Source organism: Emticicia sp. MM, assembly GCF_001649495.1.
This window is the reverse complement of the sequence record NZ_LXHX01000099.1, coordinates 26,860-47,260: the sequence shown is the minus strand read 5'-3', so window position 1 is coordinate 47,260 and position 20,401 is coordinate 26,860. Positions and strand designations below refer to the sequence as shown.

The following is a 20,401-nucleotide window of genomic DNA, read 5'->3' as shown; positions in this document are numbered from 1 at the left end:
TGCCAATGCTTGATTTGGGTAATTATACTTATCAAGAGGATATGAAATTGATTTAATTAACGGCCATTTTTATAACTTTGCTAAAATTGCCAGATGAAAGTCTAATGAAGTAAATGCCTGACTGTAAGTTTTTTACTTCAAAATTTTTGCCGAATTTTAAAGCTTTAAGCTTCAAATTTTCTTCATACCTAATTCTCCCCTGAATATCAATTATTTGTATTTTTTCAATCTCATTGTAGTTGGCTTGAAGAGTAAAAATACCATTATTCGGATTGGGAGAAAGGATAACTTCCATCTCATAAAAATCAGCTGATTGAGAAGACTTTTCGTTGAGTAAATCCGTTACCCAAATACCTCGACCAAAGGTAGCTGCATAAAGCTTTTTTGTTTCGGTATTTATTTCAAGTTCATGAACAATTACGTTGGGTAAATTATTCATCAATGGTTTCCATTCTTTTGTACCTTCAACCATATAATAAACCCCAATATCCATACCTACATATAGAATATCAGTTTCGTCATCTGATTGATAAACAATGGTATTTGCAGGAAGATTTGGCAAATTATAGCTAATATTCTCCCAATTTTTCCCACCATTACTCGAATAGAAAACTTTCTTGTTTTCTTCAAAATTACTTAAAGTAGCCCAAATACGTTCGGGATGATTATCATCTACTGTAAGATAAGTTATGTAAGAATCTTTATAAATATCGTTCGTGATATTTTCCCAAAATGCACCATTATTAACAGTTCGCCAAAGCTCTGCCGACTGTTTTTGGATTGGCGTTGCCTTCTTTGCTATATAAATAATATTGGCATCAGATTTCGGTACAGCCAAAGCCGTTGAAACTTGTGGATAGCGAGTTGTGCCGTAAATTCTGAAATTTGAGATGGTTTTGAGTTGAGATCTATCCTGAGCGATGTCTAATTTATGTACATTTCCGCCCGCAATAATTACTTGATTACTCTTTTCATTAATCACAAATGGGGTTGTCCATTCTCCAGTATCGTTATTGGTAGCTGGTGGAAATACAGGAATCTGCCTTTTTCGGCTATCATTGAGGTCAAAAAAACTAATAAAACCATATTGAGAAGAACCATAAATATAGTTTTTACTGAAAGCACCTTCCATTCCATCACCATCAAATTCGTTTGTCCACGGTTTTTCGTCTTGCGTCAAAAACATATTATTATCTTGAGCTCCTGTCAGAATTTTTTTACCATCTGACGAAAGGCCAAGTCGATAACACGAAGTAGCATTTACACCTGTCGATACGAATTTCCAAGATAGGTTGGCAATCGTACTGGGAATGATTTCTTTGGTGGCGTAAACTCCTCCATCATTACACAAATAAATTGTTTTGTTAAGTGGATTATAGCCAAAAGCGTGCTGGTCAGGGTGAATCGTGTCATAACCCGTAGCTTGACGCCATGTGGTGCCGCCATCGTTTGTTTCGTTCAGTATTAAGCCTCCAACATAGACGGTTTGTGCTTTAGTAGGATGCACCATAATACACAAGTCATAAAAACCTTGTCCACCACTTGAATTATAAGAAGTAGAAAGTAGGTTGCCTCGAAAGGCTGATTTTTGCCAAGTTTCTCCAATATCAGAACTACGATAAAAGCCTTCAAAACCATTATTGACATCACAGCTTACGGCATAGATGAGGTTAGGATTTGTGGGTGAAATAGCGACCTCTACTCGTTGCACATTTGTTTTACCGATACCTGTTGACAAATATCGCCAAGTATTTCCGGCATCTTCCGACTTCCATATTCCCGCTTCTCCTTGCTTAGTACTTGCCACATAAACGGCAGAAGCAAAAAGAATATTTGAGTTGGTAGGATGCTGTACGAGTGAAGATGTCATTTTATCTAAGACTTTATTCGACCATGATTCTCCACCATCAAACGACTTGAAAATACCTTTTGTACCAACCACTACGACCTCCTTAGAATTTTGTGGATTTACCCAAATAGTTCGAGTAATTGAGTTAATACCTTCTGAGAGTTGGTTTTTTAGTCCAGTTTGTTGCCAAGTTTGTCCTCCATTAGTACTCTTCCAAACACCGATTCCGTAGTAAGTATTCCGTTTTCGATCGGCAGTGTAAAGGTCATAGCCAATGTAGGCGAAATCCGCCAATGAAATGTAGATAATTTCAGGATTATTGGGGTCAAGAGTAATACCACTGATTCTTAAAATAGGTAAATTATCGCCCAGTGGCGTATATGATTCTCCACCATTGATAGTTTTCCAAATTCCTCCTTGACCAAAACCGATATAGAAAGTCAAGCTATCTTTTGGGTGAAATGCAATACAGTTTACTCGGCCAATGCCGAATAGTTCTTGGCTACCATAAGGCCCAGAAGGAATCCAAGAAGATGTTTTTTTGCGTGAATTTCTGTCGTTTTTTCTAAGATTTTCAATAGTTTGATTAGTACTGAGTAAAACTTCATTTGACGGCATTGAGCCAGTTGTATCAATTCTTCTTAGAAGTTCATGTTCGTAGCGAGCCATCCATTTCCATCCACGAGTACCTTTAGGTTGTTGAAAGAGCCAATCTCTAAACCTCTCTTCGTGTTGAAAAAGGTTCTTCGATTCGTCTAAAGTCGGAACTCTCTCAGGAATGGTCTGAGCCATTAAAGCGAAGCTAATAGAAAAAAAGAATAACGTAAAGGCTCTTTTCATGAAAAAGAAAAATTAAGTAAGCATCAGTCAAAAGGTTCTATTAAATCGGGAATGTTTTGATAATTTTAATGTAAATGTACATTAGCGAAGCTACTTTATGAAATTATTAGCTTCGCTAACTGTTGATTTATATTCTGCATATTCCAAACATCTACGATATAGTTCTTCAGCTCGTTTATTATTTCCTGAACGAATCGAAATCCGAGCTAAACCTGCGTAAGCCATCGCATAATAATCGTTGGTATAGCGTTCGTTGGGTTGCATCTTCAATACATTAATATAGTGTTCGGCGGCAGCTTTATCATTTTTTTTAAACTTTTCGAGTATTAATCCTTCAAACAGATTTCCTGCCAAAACATATACTTTATCATTAGTACGTTTTAATTGTTGAATAAGTGGCAACGCATCATCAATTTTTCCATTCATAATCAAACTTTCTGCATGACGCATCGTATAGACTAAATTATTTGGATAACGCTCATGTAGCCAGTTTGAGTAAACTAAGGCTTTTGGATAATTAGACTCGTATTTTAAAAAGACATTCAGTAAATAAAATGCAGCTTCAATGCGAGAAAAAACTGATTTCTGAACAGCTTGTTCGAGCTGTTGAATACCGATTTTTTTATTGCCATTTTCAAAGAAAAGCATAACTGGTTTGACTATCGGATGAGTTTCAGGGTACTGAACTCTGTAAAAATTATACAAACCCGAGGTAAACAAAAATTCAGGATTTTTCTCAATCAATTGTTTTCCATCTTTCAGATAACCATAAGCCTTACGAGATTCGTTAGCGGCTTTTACTTGCTCTTTTTTATAATTAAGCACTAAGGCGATATATCCATGCGAAGCAACTAAAAAGAAAATGGCTTCCGCTTTTTTGCTTTGGTCTTGTAGCAAAGTCTCAGCTGAAAGTTGGCATTTTTCAAGCAGAGCAAGATATTGTGCTAAGGCTTTCGGGTTTTGTTCAACAGGTAAATTCTGCCACTGTACTTGTAATGCACTTAGTAGTGGTGTTACTGGATGTTTTGGGTATTTAGCTTTTACTTGGTGGAAATATGAATCGGCTTCTTTAAATTCATAGTTATATAGCTTGTCTAATCCTTTGATAATCAGTTGCTTAGACTCGTTATCATTAAGGAGTTGTGCAAATGATGTTACTGAAAACATTAAAAAAAATAAGATACCAAAAAGTTGTTTCATGAAATGTAATGTGTATTTCCTTTATTAACGAATATTAAGCAAAAAAAGCCTCCCAAAGGGAAGGCTTTTTTTTGCTTCGTAACTTACTTTTTGATTGTGTAGTTTACGATTAATTTTTGTGTTGCTCTAAGTAAGTCATTACAGCTTCACGGCTTCTGAGGTTTACACCTTCATTTTGCATAGCCTGACCAACTGTTTTCTCAACTGTAACGTAAGAGAAAGTTAGGTCTGTTTGAGGAGCATAACTTTTGCTACCACCAATAGCGGCAGTTTGTGAACTGTAATAGAAGTTTACTTTGCCAGTTTCATAACCAAAGTTTACTTGCTCAGTTGCACCATCAGTTTCTTTGATGATTACACGTGGTAAAGCTACAAACTGTGTACCAACTTTAACGAAGGCAAAAACAAACATTGTTGCTTTTATGTTAGCATCAGTTACTGAGAAAGCACCTGTTTTACCAGTTGCACCAGTACCAAGACCAGCAGCATCAATTGTTTTCCAGTCTGCTACTTTTACTGTTACTTCTGCACCTTTTACGTTAGCGTTTCCATTTGTTCCGTTAGTACCGTTAGTTCCATTAGTACCGTTAGTTCCATTTGTACCAGGAGTTCCTGCAGGACCTTGAGCACCAGCAGGGCCTTGAGGACCTTGGTCACCTCTACATGACCAGAAAGCTACAGATAATGTGAGTGATACTACTGAAAGAACTCTATAAAATTTGTTCATGATTTGATGGGTTTTGATTTTTTGGCTTCAGTTACGTAGCAATATTATTGAAATTTGTTCAACTTTGCAAACGCAAATATCGCTTTATTTATTTTACGGCAAAAATTTTTTCTAAAACAGAGTATCTTAAAGTTAGAAGAAAGAAATTGCCCTAAATTTGTTTCAAAGATAATATTACTTTAGCAAAGTGTATGCATTTAATGTTTAAAAAGAATAAATTCAAATTATGCAAAATTTAGATTGCCTCAATCAAGTAGCCGAGTTTCATCGCACATTCAAGCATCCAATTTTAGAAACCCCACAAATTCCTTCAAAACAACGTTGTGACCTTCGGGTTTCACTCATAGCCGAAGAGCTAAAGGAACTTCAAGAAGCAATCAATGATAATAATATTGTAGAAGTGGCCGATGCATTGGCCGATATTCAATATGTATTGGCAGGTGCAATTTTAGAGTTTGGTTTGGGCGAAAAATTTAGAACTTTGTTTGATGAGGTGCAACGCTCTAATATGAGTAAGGCTTGTAATACGGTAGAGGAAGCCGAAGCTACCATGAAGCACTACGCCGAAAAAGGAACGGAGTCTTATTATAAGGAAATAGAAGGTAAGTTTTTGGTGTATAGAAAAGGTGATGACAAGACCTTGAAAAACATCAATTATTCGCCAGCTGATTTAGCTTCAATCGTTAACGCTTGAGATTTTTATGAAAAAACATCAGATGTTTAGTGCAAGTACTCGGTTTTTGAAGTATGTCCAAATTGACACGCAATCAGACCCAAATTCACCATCGAATCCATCTACCGAAAAACAGAAAGATTTGAGTCGATTGCTGGTGCAAGAGCTATTAGATTTAGGTATTACTGATGCTCATCTTGATGAATGGGGATATGTCTATGCCACGATTCCGAGTAATACCAATAAGGATGTTCCAACGATTTGTTTTTGCTCCCACGTTGACACTTCGCCTGATTGTAGTGGAGCAGGGGTGAAGCCACTTACTCATTTTAATTGGGATGGCACAGATATAATTTTGCCCGATGACCCTACGCAAGTAATTAAGGTTTCGGAGCATCCTGACTTAAATGAACAAATCGGTAACGACATAATCACGGCCAGCGGAACAACTTTGTTGGGGGCAGATAATAAAGCTGGAGTTGCTGAAATTATGGCTGCGGCCGAATACTTGGTGCAAAATCCTGAGGTGAAGCACGGAACAATAAAGATACTGTTTACACCTGATGAAGAAGTGGGTCGTGGTACAGAAAAAGTAGATTTAAAGAAACTCGGTGCTGACTTTGGCTACACAATGGATGGTGAAAGCCTTGGCACACTCGAAGACGAAACTTTTTCGGCTGATGGTGTGAGTCTTACTATTCATGGTATAAGTACACACCCTGGTTTTGCGAAAGGTAAGCTCGAAAATGCCATGAAAATTGCGGGGGATATTTTGGCGGCTTTACCCAAAGACACCCTTTCGCCCGAAACTACCGAAGGCATGGAAGGGTTCATTCATCCAACACAAATTTCGGGGATTCAAGAATCAGTAAAACTTGATTTTATCATTCGAGATTTTACGGTGGCGGGGCTGCATGAAAAAGAAACTTTCTTGCAAAACATTGTTAATCAGATTCTTATAAATTACCCTAACTCAAAGGTTGATTTTAAAGTAATTGAACAATACCGCAATATGAAAGAAGTTTTGGTGAATCATCCGCAGGTAGTTGACTTTGCTTTGGAGGCTATCGACCAAGCAGGTTTAAAGGCCGAAAAACGTAGTATTAGAGGTGGAACTGATGGTTCACGGTTATCATTTATGGGTTTGCCTTGTCCGAATATTTTTGCAGGCGAACACGCGTTTCACTCAAAACTCGAATGGGTTTCGGTGGAAGATATGGAAAAAGCTACCCAAGTGATTATTAATTTAGTGCAGATTTGGGAACAACGTTCGTAAGCCTCTTATTACGTCCAAGCCAAGGTGACAATTTTTGATGTGGCAATGATATTGTGTCGTAGAGACAAGGCATGCCTTGTCTCTACCTTTGATAATACCCGATTTATTTCTTCAAAAATTCCTTCACAACCGCCACCGTTTTCTTCGCATCTTCTTCCATTGGTGTGTGGCCTAAATCTTTGAAAACTACTAAAGTATCGTTCGGTAAATCTGCATGGAATCGTTCTCCTACTTCGAGCGGAATCAATAAATCTTTATCGCCCCAAATAATGAGCGTTGGCATTGCTAAATCTTTGATTTTGACGGTTTTGTCATTGATTAATCCTTTATTTCTAAACTCCGACATTCTATCAATAAATGCTTGACGATTACCTTCACGGAGCGATAATTCAAAATAACGGTCAACCAAATCATTGCTTACTTTGCTTTTATCAGCATAGACATTTTCTACACTTTTTTGTACAATTGAACGAGGCGTAACGTATTTAAACAGATTCTTTACAACTGGCCAACCTGCTACTTGAAAAGCAATTGGTACTGATTTTGACTTCATGGCATAGCCTCCAGCATCGACTAAAATTATTTTTGATACTTTTTCGGGGTATTTCACTGCAAAATTCCATGCAATTGAGCCACCCAGCGAGTTCCCTGCAATGATGCACTGCTTTACGTCAAGTTTTGTCAGAAAATCATTGACGAAAGTAGCATAAAACTCTTGAGAATAATCGCTCGTGGGGTTTGGGCCAGTTAGACCATAAGCAGGTAAATCAAGTCTGATGATTTTTCTTTCGGTTTTTAGAGCATTTACCCATCCATCCCATGTGTGTAAGCTCGCTCCAGTTCCATGCAGAAGAACCAACGGAATGCTATCATTTGCTAATCCTTCAATTCTGTAATGCACTGACATTCCATCAACTTCGATAAATTTTGAGTCAGCGTTGGTATATTTTTCTTTAAGTGTTGAGAGCGGAATATCATTTTTCCAGTATAAAGCAGAAAGACCAACAATGGCGAGTAGTATAAAGATAAAGAGGTACTTTAAAGTTTTGACCAACAGTTTCATGTGATGAAGATTTTTTTCTGAATTTTTATAAGCCAAATCTAATATCTTTTTCTTGAAAATTTTAAATTGTTTCATTATTTTGTGCAAATTTGTGAATAGAATATAACCTGTTAATATACCTATGGAAATTTCACCTAACAAAACCCTATTAGAATATTTTTATCATTGGGAAGCAACAACTCCCGATAAAATTTATCTTCGTCAGCCTTTTGGCGATGATTTCAAAGATTTTACTTTCAAAGAGGCTGGCCGACAAACCCGTAGTTTGGCGGCGTATCTGAAATCGCTGAATCTTCCGCCGAAAAGTAATATCGGTTTAGTTTCAAAAAACTGTGCTGAATGGCTCATCGCTGATTTTGCAATCATGATGGCGGGGCATATTTCCGTGCCATTTTATGCTACTTTGACCGATGCTCAAATTAACCAAGTGCTTACTCACAGTGGTTGCGAGGTGCTTTTTGTAGGAAAATTGGATGATTGGGCAGGAATGAAATCGGGTATTCCTGCTAATGTGAAATGTATTTCATTTCCCACTTACAACCCTGATGCTTCGCACGTACAATGGAATGATATTTTGGCCAAACACGCACCAATGACAGATAATTATGTGCCGAATTTAGCCGATATTTTTACGATAATTTATACATCAGGCACTACAGGAAACCCTAAAGGTGTGATGCTAAAATACGGAGCAATGGCAAGTGTGATTTATCATACGAGAGATGTAGCAAAACTACACACTGAAAATGCCCGTTTTTTCTCGTATTTACCACTTTGCCATATTGCTGAGCGAAATATCATTGAAGCGGCGGCAGTTACGATGGGGGCTACCATTTATTTTGCCGAAACGCTTGATAGTTTTGCCAAAAATTTGGCCGCTGCCGAACCAACGCATTTCTTGGCCGTTCCTCGAATCTGGACAAAGTTTCAGTTGGGAATTCTGGGGAAAATGCCCGAAAAGAAACTCAATACTTTATTGAAAATTCCGATTTTGAATGGAATTGTGAAGAAAAAAATCAGAAAAGGGCTGGGCTTAGATAAAGCCGTGGTAATTCTGACTGGTGCTGCACCGATGCCAAATAGTTTGATTGTTTGGTTTAGAAAACTGGGGATAATTATTCAAGAGGCTTATGGAATGACCGAAAACGTCGGAGCTGTGTGTATGATGCCAAAAGAAAATGTGAAAGATGGAACAGTCGGGAAAATATATCCAGGAATGGAAGTAAAAATTGCCGAAGGTTCTGGCGAAATTTTGACTCGCTCAAATTGGAACATGGATGGTTATTATAAAGAACCAGCCCTAACCGCCGAAACGATTGATGCTGAAAATTGGATTCATACGGGCGATGTGGGAGAATTAGACGCTGAAAACTATCTAAAAATTACGGGTCGGGTGAAAGAAATGTACAAAACCTCGAAAGGAGAATACGTCGCTCCAGCACAAATCGAGTTTGGCTTTGCCGATAATAATTTCATCGAACAAATTTGTGTCGTTGGAAATAATTTACCTCAACCAATTGGCTTATTAGTATTATCTGATTTAGGAAAAGCTACTGATAAACAGGTAGTTAAAGAAAGTTTGGAGACAACCTTAAAAGATTTAAATCCAAAACTAAAAAGCTATGAGCGTGTACAAAGATTGGTAGTTTTACGTGAACCGTGGACAGTAGAGAACAATAAAATGACGCCAACGCTCAAAATCAAGCGAAATATCATAGAGAAAGAATTTGCTCCAAAAGTTGATGGCTGGTATAACAAAACTGAATCAGTGGTTTGGGAGTAAGTTTTTTAGATATGAATTATGAGATATGAATTATTTATTTTTCATATCTCATAATTCATCTTTTATATCTTATCTAAGCAATCCCTCTGGAATTGGTTTCTCCAATAAATGCTTATAAATAAATTGTGTTTTTAGATTATCGAAATGAACCCCTTTATTTCCTCCCCAGCCATGACGGCCATTCGGGTAAAGCATAAACTCGAAGTTCTTCTTTTCATCCTGCAATTTACTGATTAGCTGAATGCTGTTTTGCATATGTACGTTATCGTCCATAGTTCCGTGAACAATTTGCAAAACACCTTTTAGTTTACTTGTGTGCGTCAGAACATTGGCAGATTTATAACCTTCAGGGTTTTCAGCTGGTGTATCCATGTATCTTTCCGTGTAGGCACTGTCATACAAACTCCAATCTACTACGCTTCCACCTGCCATTCCATGGGTAAATACATCACTTCCGTAAGTCAAGGCATAACAACTCATATAACCACCGTAACTAAAACCTGTGATACATATTTTAGTTGGGTCAGCTATTCCTTTGTCTATCAATGATTTAACGAGAGTTTTATAGTCTTTCATTTCCCAATAACCTAAATTGCGGTGCATGTATGCCACACCTTCTTTCCCGAAATGCCCACTGGCACGGTGGTCGAGTGCTACTTGAATAATGCCTTCTTTAGCGTACCATTGTTGGCGAGCCGACCAAGTCCATTGGTCATAGACTGTACCCGCATCAGGGCCACCATAAATACTTACTAAAACAGGGTATTTTTTGCCAGCCACCATATTTTGCGGGTAAGTGATTGTCATTGGTAAATCATAAATGCCATCATCACTTTTTACTCTTAGAAGCTCAGTTTTCGCCAAGTTATAATTATCCATTTCGGCACCTTTTATGCTACCCAATTCACGAATAACTTTACCTTCGTTATCAACAATGGCCATGCTGGTTGGCGTATTGATGTTTGAGTAAGTTGTAATAAAATATTTCAGATTTGGTGAAGCATTGATATTTCGGTTATTGTAAGCTCCAAACGTAAGGCGTTTTAAGCCTTTCCCATCAAAACCAACTCTGTAAAGGTCGAAACGAGCGGTGCTTTCTATTCCACGAGCGTAGAAATAAACCACACGATTCTTTTGGTCGATACCTTCAACATTTTTTACTGTATATTTTCCTTCAGTGATATTATTGATGAATTTTCCGTTGATGTCATGCAGATACAATTGTTTCCAACCAGTTTTATCGCTGATAATCATCATTTCTTTGCCACCGTCCATAATCGTTAGGCGTTCGTCTGCTTCATCAATGCCAATCCATGATTTTTGAGTTTCGTTATAAAGTTCTTTTTTACTACCATCTTTTGGCGAAACATTGTAGAGTTTTAGGTTATCATTGCCACGGTTTATCCATTGGAGCATCAAGCCACTACCATCGGGCAACCATTTTGGCCAACCAAAATATTGTTCGTCTTTTTCGTTGAAAGCCGCCCAAGTAGTTTTTCCACCCGCTGGAGAAACAAACCCAACTTTGGCTTCGGGATTTGGGTCGCCACTTTTTGGGTAGCGAGTTTCTTCGATGAATCCGTGTTGCCCTTCGCTGCTATAAAGCGGAAACATCATTGTTTTTGACTCATCGAAACGCATATAAGCAATTTTCTTGCTATCAGGACTCCACCAAAACGCACGGAAACGAGTCGGACGACCAAAGATTTCTTCCCAATATACCCACGTTGCGTAGCCATTTAGGGTAGTTTTTGTACCATCGGTAGTGAGTTTTATTTCTTTTTTTGCTTTGAAATCATACGAATAAAGGTTGTTTTCTTTCGTATAAGCAATGTAACTGCTATCGGGCGAAAACATGGCGTTTTTTTCTTCGGCAGGGTCGTTGGTCAATTGCGTTTCTGTATCACCACTTTTCAGAAATAAATTACCATTTTTGCTGATAATCATTTTTATAGGCTTAGCTTTTGGGCGGAGAATTTCTTCGCTTGCTTCGGTCATTTTTCCGCTACTAACCTCCAAAATCATTGACTTTGCTTCGGCTTCGGGTGAAAGTTTTTGAGTAACTAAAACTCGCTCGTCGTCAAGCCAGCGTTGAATAATTGGTAATGGTTGGGTGAAGTTTTTGGGTGTTTTGCCAGTCATTAGTTCTTTTTCGTCAAAATCCTTCTTTTGAGCAAAAACTGCTGTACTCGCAAGGCAGAGAAGCAATAGAGTTTTTTTCATGTTTAATAGTTTGAAGATTAAATTTTGGCGTAAAAATAGTGATATATATGACGAGAATGATGAAATGTTAAGCTAAATTTATTTTTTGAATTGGAATAAATTACTTAGAATTGTAATACTAAAGATAATTTTGCTGAAATAGATGACTGAAAAACCATATCCATTTTCATTAACAAGAACAGAGTTTAGATACGAATTTGTAAGCGTGAGTCAAGATAAAGCCGTACAGAAAGTAGTTTTATTCACACAGACCGATTCTCCTCTTATTTTTAATCTTGCTTTATTGGATGTATTAGAAAATGGAAAAATGAGCGATGTTTCGGTGACTAATAATGATGATTTACGAACAGTTTTAGCAACGGTAATTAAAATAATTGAAGATTTTTTGAATAAAAACCAAGATAGGTTTGTTGTTTTTAGAGGAAGTGATGACAGAAGGCAAAGGTTATATAGAATTGTAATCGGTCGAGAGTTAGAACTTTTACAACAGAATTTTCAAATTTGGGGAGTGGTTGACAATGAACTCACTATTTTTGAATTAAATAAGGAAATGGATTTTTACTTAATAGGGAAAAAATGAAAGCAAGTAAGAAAATAGTTGCGAAAACAACAGCCGAGCAAATCGTACAAAAAAAATTAAATGAAGTAAATGAAATGCTCAAAAAAACGGATTTATCAAAATTAGGTATAACAAAATAGTTAAGATTAACTGGTTGTAAAAGTTAATCTTGACTACTATTGGTATAATCATTTTCTCCCCAAATCTGCCGTAATCGTCAAATAATAAAATGCTCCAACTGTTGGGCCAGCAATAAAGCTCACATAAGGTCGGTTCAGGATATTTGTTCCTGCCAGCTTGAATTGTAAGCCTTGTTTTCGCACATAATAGGTAAATTGTGCATCTACATTATGAATTTCTGGTACGTTTCCCGTTGCCAGTGCTGATTGCCACAAAAAGCCCTCTTGGTATTTATAGTTTATGCCAAAACCAATATTTTTGGTCAGTTTGGTATTGCCAATTCCTATATTTACTATCCAGCGAGGGGTGTTGAAAGCTTCTTCAAAACCATCATTATTGGCTACATTTTTCAGTTTTGCAAAGGAAGCATTGCTTGTGAGTGAGAAGTTTTTGTAGAAGTTATAATTAATGCCGATGCTTGCACCGTAGTTTCGGACGATGGTTTTTGAGTTTGTCCAAAGGCGATAACGCCCCTGCTTATTACGGTCGTACATATAAAATGCCAACGAATCTGGATTGCTGCCGAGCGGCACATTTGCTTCGATTTGAGCCATGAAATTTCGGTAAACATTATAGTAGAAATCGGCATCGACAAAAAGTTTTTTGCCCATAGGATAGCCTTTGTAGCCGATTTCAAAACTATTTACATACTCAGGTTTCAAATAGGTATAATCGTTTTTGCGGAGAAGCCCTTTGTTTTTAATGATTGCCTCATTTTGAGTTAATTTATTTACATTGATGTCTTGATTGACTGCCACTGTAAAATCATCAATGGTTTTTCGTAAATATGAATTTTCAAAAATACCTTGCGACATTATCGGTAAGCCACCCACACGCTTCACCCCTCCGCTATTGATATTTGAAAATGCCTCAAACAAACTCGGAAAACGATAGCCGTTTTGATACGAAACTCTAAAATGATTATTGTCATTGAGCGAATAAACGACCGAACCACGAGGATTGAATCGTACATTGAAATATTGATTTTTGTCGGCTCTGAGAGTCAAGACAATTTTTAGCCTTTCGTCTAAAATTGTTTTGCTTCCTTGTACAAAACCGCCCGCTTTCCAGTAACTGAGGTTTTTGCCATCTTCTTTCGGATTAATGAAATAATTGCCATCAGGCACAACAAAATAATTTCGGTAATCGAAGCCAGCCAAAAGTCCAAAGCCTTTGTTTTGTAGCGTAGAAGATATTTTTTTGCTCAAATCGGTTAGCCCTTCGGCATGAAGCATGGTCGATTTTACCCGTAATGCTGCACCAATGTCCCAGTTATTAATATCGCCTAATTTTGTGATTAACTCATCAAAAGCGGCGTTATTGGCTTGCGGTCGGCCTTTATCGGCTTGCGTTCTGGCCAAATTTAGTGCATCAATTACGCTTTTTCCTGTTTTGGTTTGGGCATTAAATTCATTGGTAAAATCGGTAAACCAAACATTATCTGACTTAAAACTTCGGTCGATATTTTCGGCCATCGAACGAATATTATACGATTTTCCTGTATTTTCGGTGGTCAGATAAGCTCTAATTTGCGTACTCGGACTTTGATAAGTAATGGCATTTTGCGAAAGACGATAGTCGTTTAACCGAAAACGATTGGTGCGTTGATACACATTATCAAGTTGAGCAATTTTGAAACTATAAGCAATTTCGTGTTGAGGCTTGAATCGATAGTTCAAAGAAAAATCAGCTTTGAGATTATTGATAGAATAATCGGTTACTTCTTCTTCAAAATAACCCGTTCGAGCCACTACATATCTTTTTCCACCGAGCGTAAGTGTTCTTCGATTCGATGATTCATTGCCGTAAGAGTTCACGTAGTCGGCTCCGACATTATCTTTTCCGAGTAAATTTACTGAAGTATTGGCCAAAGGATTAAGGTCGAGTGTTGAGTTCGCAATCCAATCATAGCCTTTCTGATACCCAAAGTTTACTTTAAATGCCCATTTTTCGCTTAATTTTTTTGCATAACGTAAATTCGTTTCTGAAAATAATTTTGGGTCGATTGTAGGACTTGATAAGTGATTTACCCCTGTTTTTTGCTGAATACTCAACCCTTCCGAATCAAATGGATTGAGGGTTAGTAAATTTACCAAGCCATTCAACGAGTTCATCCCATAAAGTGCCGAAGCCACGCCTGGAATCATCTCAACTTGACGAATATCAAGGTCAGTTGGCCCCATGCCCGAAGCAATCGGAGAGCCAATATGTGGGGCTTGGTTGTCAATTCCGTCAACGAGTTGTACGAAACGGACATTGGTTGTGTTGGTAAATCCACGAGCATTATAGACTCTAAAACCCAAACTTGGCGTAATTAGCTGAATCCCTTTTAAGTTTTCGATGGCATCAAAATAGCTCAAAGCTGGACTTTGCTGAATCTGCTTCAAGGTCAATAACTCAATACTCGTAGCCGATTTTAGGTAATTTTCTTTAATCCTCGAAGCCGAAACCACGATTTCATCTAAAGTTCGAGATTTCAATGTATCCGACTCTTGAGCATTTGATTGGATCCTAATTAGTAATAAAATTATCGTTATGTATTTGATTATATTACGATAGGCAAGCAAAGGTATATTTTCTAACATAAGGTTTGGATTTTCATTACTTTCGTTATATTTGCAAATATATAACGTTGTGAGCTTTACATCCAAATAAACCAAGCAAATGTCATCTGTTTTACTCTTACTTTTATTATTGAGCCTTGTAGCTTTTTTATACTCATCGGTTGGGCATGGCGGAGCAAGTGGATATTTGGCCGTGATGGCAATTATGGGTGTAGCTCCCGCAATGATGAAATCTTCGGCTTTGGTGATGAATTTAGCCGTTTCTCTTTTCTCTTTCATTGGCTTTTATCGAGCGGGGCATTTTCGCTTAAAACTCTTCTTGCCATTTGCACTGGCCAGTATTCCGATGGCATTTGTGGGAGGCACAATGACTCTTTCGGATTCCATTTATAAGAAAATTCTCGCTGTATGTATCTTATTTTCAATCGTCAGGTTAATCTATAAATTTGATACCGATGAAACGAATAGACCAATTCCGATATGGGCAGGAGTCCTTTCGGGCGGCTTGATTGGTTTACTTTCGGGAATGATTGGCATTGGCGGAGGAATTATTCTTAGCCCCTTGATGCTACTAATGCGATGGGCGAATTTGAAAGAAACGGCGGCCGTTTCGGCACTTTTTATCTTTGTTAATTCTCTTTCTGGTCTTTATGGTCAATTGCAAAAAGGCGGTATCAATCTTCCAGAGAACATGCAATGGGCAGTTTTGGCTACAATTATCGGTGGTTTGGCTGGGTCGTATTTTGGTAGTCAAAAATTCAATATACCAACCCTAAAAAAACTTTTAGCAGTGGGATTGGTCATTGCTTGTTTGAAATTGATTTTTACGTAGTGTTCAGATAATAAATGGGTCATTTTGTAGGAACATCCAAATTGGACGTTCTTACGGGTGAAAATTAATATAATAAAGAAAACATAAACAGCATGAAAGAACTATCTGTTACCTTACTTTTTGTTTTTTCGATAACATTTGGCTTTGCACAAAAAAATGTAGAATCAACAAATCAGTTTACAATATCGGGTTTGGTCGATAAACCTAAAACAATAAACTTTTCTGACTTACAGCGAGAAAAAAGCATCGAAATTGGTGATTTTAAAATTGCGAATCACGCAGGAGAATTTCGGAAAGAATATAAAAATGTAAAGGGTGTGCCTTTGCTAAATTTGCTCAAAGATGTAAAGATTACGGCTGAAAGTCCTAAAGTTTTGAGTGAATATTATTTGATAATCAAGGCATCTGATGGATATTCGGTTGTTTTATCTTGGAACGAACTTTTTAATACTGAAATCGGAAATTCGTTTTTTATTGTGTTGGAAGCTGATGGTAAAAGTCAAGCTGAAAGCACTGAACGAATCTTACTAATTGCCACAAAAGATTTTAAGACAGGTCGCCGACATGTAAAAGGTTTACAAAGTATTGAGATTAAAAAAATCTAAATTTAAGATTGTAGAAAGATTTTAATTTTTTCATCAAACGATGCTTGAAACTCTTCATGGAGTTTTTTAAATGCCGCAATCAGTTGTTTACCCTCATCGGTAACAATTGTTCCGCCACCTTTTTCGCCGCCAGTTTGCGTGCTGACGATGGGCTTAATTGTATGCTGATTCATCGAATTTACCAAATCCCAAGCTTTTTTATATGACATTCCCATTTGTTTGGCAGCTTGACTAATCGAACCAGTTTCGATGATATTTTCGAGCAATTCTAATCGGCCAGGGCCAAGAAAACGGTCATCTTCGCTCTCAATTCTAAGCATTCCAGTAATACGAAAAGTCTTTTCGGGTTTCAATAAATCTTTGATTGGCATTGGTTTTTGCAATTTTGGTGCGGTAAATATAAAAATTATATAGATGAAAACTTGTCCAGTTGCTAAAATCCCTCGAATCTTCACACTAAAATATGATTTTTCTCATTTCAAGATAAAAAATCATTCGATAGTTTTGGTCATTATCTATTCTAAACCCTTGATACAATGACCTCATTTCGTACCCGTCCAAAATTTAAGATTACTACCGAAAAAAGTACCAACGAGATTGTAAAACTACTTACCGATGGACTTGAAAAAACATCGCTGCCCGTTGAAGGTAAGGTTTTTAATACGCACGGCTTGCTCAGAATCAAACCCGAACAACAGCATTATTGGTCGCCACAATTAAGCATTAGTTTTGAAGAAACCGACGACCATAAAACAATTATTAGAGGAATGTACGGTCCACATCCGAGTGTTTGGGCGATATTTCTGATGGGCTATGTTTTTTTTGGGTTGGGAGTATTTTTTATCACGATGATTGGGCTGGTCAGAATGAGTCTAAAACTCGATACTACTATTTTATGGATTGTACCAATTTTGGCGATTGGGGCAATAATCGAATGGATGTTAGGCCAAACAGGCCAGAAAGTGGGAGCGGAGCAAACCTTCACTATTCATCATTTCTTTGAAGATGCCCTCAATGAGCAAGTGCATATCAGTAAAATAAGATGATTTTTTATTGAAGTAAAACCACATTCAAACGATATTTTAAATGAAATATTAGCATGTAAATAGCACCATTCTAATATTTCATTTACTTTTTTTATTTTTAGTTAAAAAAACTTAAAATTTATTACTCTACTTATTTGGTAGATTAAATATAGATTCTTAGTTTTGCTTCATCAAACAAAAAATATTCAATAAATGAACTTAAAAATTATCTGTAAAAACTAACAAATTATGTAATAAAAAACCAGTTTGGCTGCCACCAAACTGGTCGAGTTTAACAAAAAAAATATCACCGCTAAATGACTCCCGACAGCAATCCGAAGATTGTCTGCCAAGACCTTATTTTGCATTAAACGAATACAAATTAATGAAAAAACTTTTAAATTCAATACTAATTTTAGGTGCAATTCTTTTGCCACTTTATGTTTCTGCTCAAGACAAACCAATTATCAACGCCACCGTATCGGGCAAAATAATAGATGAGATTACAAACGAAGCTCTCATTGGAGCAACGGTTTCAATTAAAGGTACAACCAATGGTGCTACGACTGATGCAAACGGAGATTTTGCTCTCATTACTGGTCAAAAATTGCCCTTTATACTTATTATTTCTTATGTCGGATATATAAAAAAAGAAATCGTAATTAATGAAAGTAAAGTAATTATCAAACTCGAACAAGACGTAAATAAATTGGCCGATGTAGTGGTTTCTTCACGCCGTCGTCAGGAAGCTGTGCAGGATATTCCGATTCCAATTTCGGTGATTCGTGGGGCTGCGGCCGAAGATGCAGGTGCTTTCAACGTAAATCGTCTGAAAGAACTCGTTCCAACCGTTCAGCTCTACGCTTCAAATGCACGTAATACTACTTTAAATATTCGTGGTTTGGGTTCGACCTTCGGTTTGACCAACGATGGTATCGACCCAGGAGTAGGTTTTTATGTCGATGGTGTATATTACGCACGCCCAGCCGCCACGGCTCTCGACTTCGTTGACATCGACCGTGTGGAGGTTTTGCGTGGACCACAAGGAACACTTTTTGGTAAAAACACAACGGCTGGTGCTTTCAATATTACTACTCGTGAGGCCAGTTTCGACCCAACTGCCAGTTTTGAATTGAGCTACGGAAACTATGGTTATATTCAAGCAAAAGGCTCATTGTCAGGGGCTTTAAGCAAGAAATTGGCGGCAAGAATCTCTTTTTCGGGTACTCAACGAGACGGACTTCTTTATAATGTAAAGACCCAACAAAGCATGAACGATATAAATAATTTGGGTGTGAGAGGGCAGTTGTTATACACGCCAACCGATAAAATTAAAATCACTTTCATTGCCGATATGACTGACCAAAAACCAAATGGTTATGGTTGGCCAGTGGCGGGTGTTGTTACAACCAAACGTGCAGCGTATCGCCAGTTTGATGCCATCATCAAAGACCTAAATTATAAATTACCATATAGCAGTCCATTCGAGAGAATTGTCGACCTCGATACGCCATCAAAGGCTGATAATCAACTCGGTGGAGCTTCGTTGAATGCTGATATTAAAATCGGAAATGGAACGCTTACCTCAACTTCGGCTTGGCGTTATTGGAAATGGGTGCCGTTAAATGACCGTGACTATACGGGCTTACCGATTTTTACGATTTCATCAGGAAATTCAGTGCATAAGCAATTATCGCAAGAAATTCGTTATTCAGGAAAAATATCTTCAAAATTGAGTGGAGTTGTAGGCGTATTTGGTCTATGGCAAGATTTAAACTCTGACCCAGTTCAGACCGAAGAAGCGGGTTCTGCACAATGGCGTTTTGCTCAAAGTTCGACAAGTGCTTTATGGAAAACCGCTGGTTTGTTTGATAATTTTGGTATTCGTACAACCAACCGAATCCAAAGCACAAGTTTAGCGGCTTTTAGTCAAGCCGACTGGTCAATTAACGAAAAACTACATATCTTGCCAGGTATAAGATATAATTATGACAAGAAAACCGCCCATTATAAAAGAGAAACTTATGGTGGCCTTCAAACAACTGATGCTGCTCTAATTGCCCTCAAAAATGCAGTTTATACAAATCAGGCATTCGATACAGAAGCTACCGAAGGAAATTTTTCAGGTCAGCTAACGCTACAATATAAAATCAATAAAAATATCAATAGTTTTACTACGTATTCGGTTAGTTATAAGCCAGTTGGTGTAAATATTGGTGGTTTGCCAACGGCCAGCGGGAGAGTATTGGTTGAACTTGCAGAAGTAAAACCAGAGTTTGTGAAACATGTTGAAGTCGGTTTCAAAACAAAACCATCTTCTAATTCTGTTTTAAATGTTGTAATCTTCAATGATGAAATCAAGGATTATCAAACGCAAGTACAAACGCCCGAACCTGGGGTAAACCGTGGCTATTTAGCAAACGCCGAAAAAGTGCGAGTAAGAGGAGTGGAGGTTGACGGAAATATTAGAATAAATAATCATTTTACTTTCAATGCGGCACTGGCTTATACCGATGGAAAATATATTTCATTCACCAATGCACCAGTGCCATTGGAAGAAGTGGGTGGAACGCAGGCTTTCAAAGATGTTTCGGGCGGACGTTTACCTGGTATTTCAAAATGGTCAGGGTCGTTTGGGGCAGAGGCAAGTACTAAAGGAAATCTGCTGGGCTTAAAAGGTAATTACTTTGCGGCTGTTGATGTCTATTTTCGTTCGGAATTTTCATCAAGTCCATCGCCTTCTCAATTCTTAAATATTGATGGATATTCATTGCTCAATGGTAGAATTGGTTTTAGAGCATCAAATGGTATTTCGCTTTTTGTTTGGGGAAGAAATCTTGCTAACAAAGATTATTTTGAGCAGTTATTGGCTGCCCCAGGTAGTGCTGGACAATACGCAGGTATTTTGGGCGACCCTCGTACTTATGGAACAACGCTTCGATATTCGTTTTAATAAGACTCGTGTCACGCCTTTTTTGCCGAAAATAAGGTGTGATACGATT

15 protein-coding genes are annotated in these 20,401 nt (G+C 37.6%); 8 read left to right on the top strand and 7 right to left on the bottom strand.

The genetic code is table 11. The annotated features are described in order from the left end of the window. Positions 1–52: 52 nt before the first annotated feature. From A6M55_RS12535 to A6M55_RS17315, 3 genes are all read right to left on the bottom strand, one after another. A complete protein-coding gene (locus A6M55_RS12535) occupies positions 53–2,689 on the bottom strand; it encodes a VPS10 domain-containing protein (RefSeq protein WP_064197934.1) in 2,637 nt (878 codons plus the stop codon). Between the two features lie 90 nt (positions 2,690–2,779). Further along, the gene (locus A6M55_RS12530; RefSeq protein WP_064197933.1) at positions 2,780–3,889 is read right to left on the bottom strand and encodes a lipopolysaccharide assembly protein LapB; all 1,110 of its coding nucleotides are present in this window, start codon (positions 3,887–3,889) and stop codon (positions 2,780–2,782) included. A gap of 109 nt (positions 3,890–3,998) precedes the next feature. Beyond that, positions 3,999–4,616: a hypothetical protein gene (locus A6M55_RS17315; RefSeq protein WP_064197932.1), complete on the bottom strand. Its 618-nt coding sequence runs from the start codon at positions 4,614–4,616 to the stop codon at positions 3,999–4,001. Between the two features lie 226 nt (positions 4,617–4,842). Here A6M55_RS17315 and A6M55_RS12520 point away from each other — a divergent pair, with 226 nt between their 5' ends. Both A6M55_RS12520 and pepT read left to right on the top strand, forming a co-directional pair. After that, the gene (locus tag A6M55_RS12520; protein WP_064197931.1) at positions 4,843–5,310 is read left to right on the top strand and encodes a nucleoside triphosphate pyrophosphohydrolase family protein; all 468 of its coding nucleotides are present in this window, start codon (positions 4,843–4,845) and stop codon (positions 5,308–5,310) included. A gap of 7 nt (positions 5,311–5,317) precedes the next feature. Next, on the top strand, positions 5,318–6,565 hold the full coding sequence (gene pepT / locus A6M55_RS12515) for a peptidase T (protein ID WP_064197930.1): 1,248 nt from the start codon (positions 5,318–5,320) through the stop codon (positions 6,563–6,565). 103 nt (positions 6,566–6,668) lie between these two features. On the opposite strand, the gene A6M55_RS12510 is transcribed toward pepT, so the two are convergent. Next, positions 6,669–7,703, bottom strand: coding sequence for an alpha/beta fold hydrolase (locus A6M55_RS12510; protein ID WP_082893012.1), 1,035 nt, complete (start codon positions 7,701–7,703; stop codon positions 6,669–6,671). Positions 7,704–7,749: 46 nt separating this feature from the next. Between A6M55_RS12510 and A6M55_RS12505 the strand changes: the two genes are divergently transcribed. Continuing rightward, positions 7,750–9,411 carry an AMP-binding protein gene (locus A6M55_RS12505; protein WP_064197929.1) on the top strand — a complete coding sequence of 554 codons (1,662 nt, stop codon included), beginning with the start codon at positions 7,750–7,752 and terminating at the stop codon, positions 9,409–9,411. Between the two features lie 69 nt (positions 9,412–9,480). Here the strand turns inward: A6M55_RS12505 and A6M55_RS12500 are convergent, their stop codons facing one another. Next, positions 9,481–11,634 carry a DPP IV N-terminal domain-containing protein gene (locus A6M55_RS12500; protein WP_064197928.1) on the bottom strand — a complete coding sequence of 718 codons (2,154 nt, stop codon included), beginning with the start codon at positions 11,632–11,634 and terminating at the stop codon, positions 9,481–9,483. A 142-nt stretch (positions 11,635–11,776) separates the two neighbouring features. On the opposite strand from A6M55_RS12500, the gene A6M55_RS12495 reads away from it, so the two are divergent. After that, a complete protein-coding gene (locus A6M55_RS12495; protein ID WP_064197927.1) occupies positions 11,777–12,214 on the top strand; it encodes a DUF6934 family protein in 438 nt (145 codons plus the stop codon). A gap of 167 nt (positions 12,215–12,381) precedes the next feature. On the opposite strand, the gene A6M55_RS12490 is transcribed toward A6M55_RS12495, so the two are convergent. Continuing rightward, on the bottom strand, positions 12,382–14,853 hold the full coding sequence (locus A6M55_RS12490) for a TonB-dependent receptor (protein WP_229235529.1): 2,472 nt from the start codon (positions 14,851–14,853) through the stop codon (positions 12,382–12,384). A 184-nt stretch (positions 14,854–15,037) separates the two neighbouring features. Here A6M55_RS12490 and A6M55_RS12485 point away from each other — a divergent pair, with 184 nt between their 5' ends. Both A6M55_RS12485 and A6M55_RS12480 read left to right on the top strand, forming a co-directional pair. Further along, positions 15,038–15,769 carry a sulfite exporter TauE/SafE family protein gene (locus A6M55_RS12485; RefSeq protein WP_064197925.1) on the top strand — a complete coding sequence of 244 codons (732 nt, stop codon included), beginning with the start codon at positions 15,038–15,040 and terminating at the stop codon, positions 15,767–15,769. A 92-nt stretch (positions 15,770–15,861) separates the two neighbouring features. Beyond that, entirely contained in the window at positions 15,862–16,374 is a 513-nt protein-coding gene (locus A6M55_RS12480) for a hypothetical protein (protein WP_064197924.1), read from the top strand. Positions 16,375–16,376: 2 nt separating this feature from the next. Here A6M55_RS12480 and A6M55_RS12475 read toward each other — a convergent pair whose 3' ends face one another. Further along, a complete protein-coding gene (locus A6M55_RS12475) occupies positions 16,377–16,745 on the bottom strand; it encodes a winged helix-turn-helix domain-containing protein (RefSeq protein ID WP_064197945.1) in 369 nt (122 codons plus the stop codon). Between the two features lie 165 nt (positions 16,746–16,910). Here A6M55_RS12475 and A6M55_RS12470 point away from each other — a divergent pair, with 165 nt between their 5' ends. After that, complete coding sequence (locus tag A6M55_RS12470; RefSeq protein ID WP_064197923.1) at positions 16,911–17,420, top strand: hypothetical protein; 510 nt, start codon at positions 16,911–16,913, stop codon at positions 17,418–17,420. 364 nt (positions 17,421–17,784) lie between these two features. Continuing rightward, positions 17,785–20,352, top strand: coding sequence for a TonB-dependent receptor (locus tag A6M55_RS12465; protein ID WP_064197922.1), 2,568 nt, complete (start codon positions 17,785–17,787; stop codon positions 20,350–20,352). Positions 20,353–20,401 lie beyond the last annotated feature (49 nt).

Coding starts and splice junctions, on each gene's coding strand:
- A6M55_RS12535 (WP_064197934.1), bottom strand. CDS start 2,689: ATGAAAAGAGCCTTTACGTTATTCTTTTTTTCTATTAGCTTCGCTTTA.
- A6M55_RS12530 (WP_064197933.1), bottom strand. CDS start 3,889: ATGAAACAACTTTTTGGTATCTTATTTTTTTTAATGTTTTCAGTAACA.
- A6M55_RS17315 (WP_064197932.1), bottom strand. CDS start 4,616: ATGAACAAATTTTATAGAGTTCTTTCAGTAGTATCACTCACATTATCT.
- A6M55_RS12520 (WP_064197931.1), top strand. CDS start 4,843: ATGCAAAATTTAGATTGCCTCAATCAAGTAGCCGAGTTTCATCGCACA.
- pepT (WP_064197930.1), top strand. CDS start 5,318: ATGAAAAAACATCAGATGTTTAGTGCAAGTACTCGGTTTTTGAAGTAT.
- A6M55_RS12510 (WP_082893012.1), bottom strand. CDS start 7,703: ATGAAACAATTTAAAATTTTCAAGAAAAAGATATTAGATTTGGCTTAT.
- A6M55_RS12505 (WP_064197929.1), top strand. CDS start 7,750: ATGGAAATTTCACCTAACAAAACCCTATTAGAATATTTTTATCATTGG.
- A6M55_RS12500 (WP_064197928.1), bottom strand. CDS start 11,634: ATGAAAAAAACTCTATTGCTTCTCTGCCTTGCGAGTACAGCAGTTTTT.
- A6M55_RS12495 (WP_064197927.1), top strand. CDS start 11,777: ATGACTGAAAAACCATATCCATTTTCATTAACAAGAACAGAGTTTAGA.
- A6M55_RS12485 (WP_064197925.1), top strand. CDS start 15,038: ATGTCATCTGTTTTACTCTTACTTTTATTATTGAGCCTTGTAGCTTTT.
- A6M55_RS12480 (WP_064197924.1), top strand. CDS start 15,862: ATGAAAGAACTATCTGTTACCTTACTTTTTGTTTTTTCGATAACATTT.
- A6M55_RS12475 (WP_064197945.1), bottom strand. CDS start 16,745: ATGCCAATCAAAGATTTATTGAAACCCGAAAAGACTTTTCGTATTACT.
- A6M55_RS12470 (WP_064197923.1), top strand. CDS start 16,911: ATGACCTCATTTCGTACCCGTCCAAAATTTAAGATTACTACCGAAAAA.
- A6M55_RS12465 (WP_064197922.1), top strand. CDS start 17,785: ATGAAAAAACTTTTAAATTCAATACTAATTTTAGGTGCAATTCTTTTG.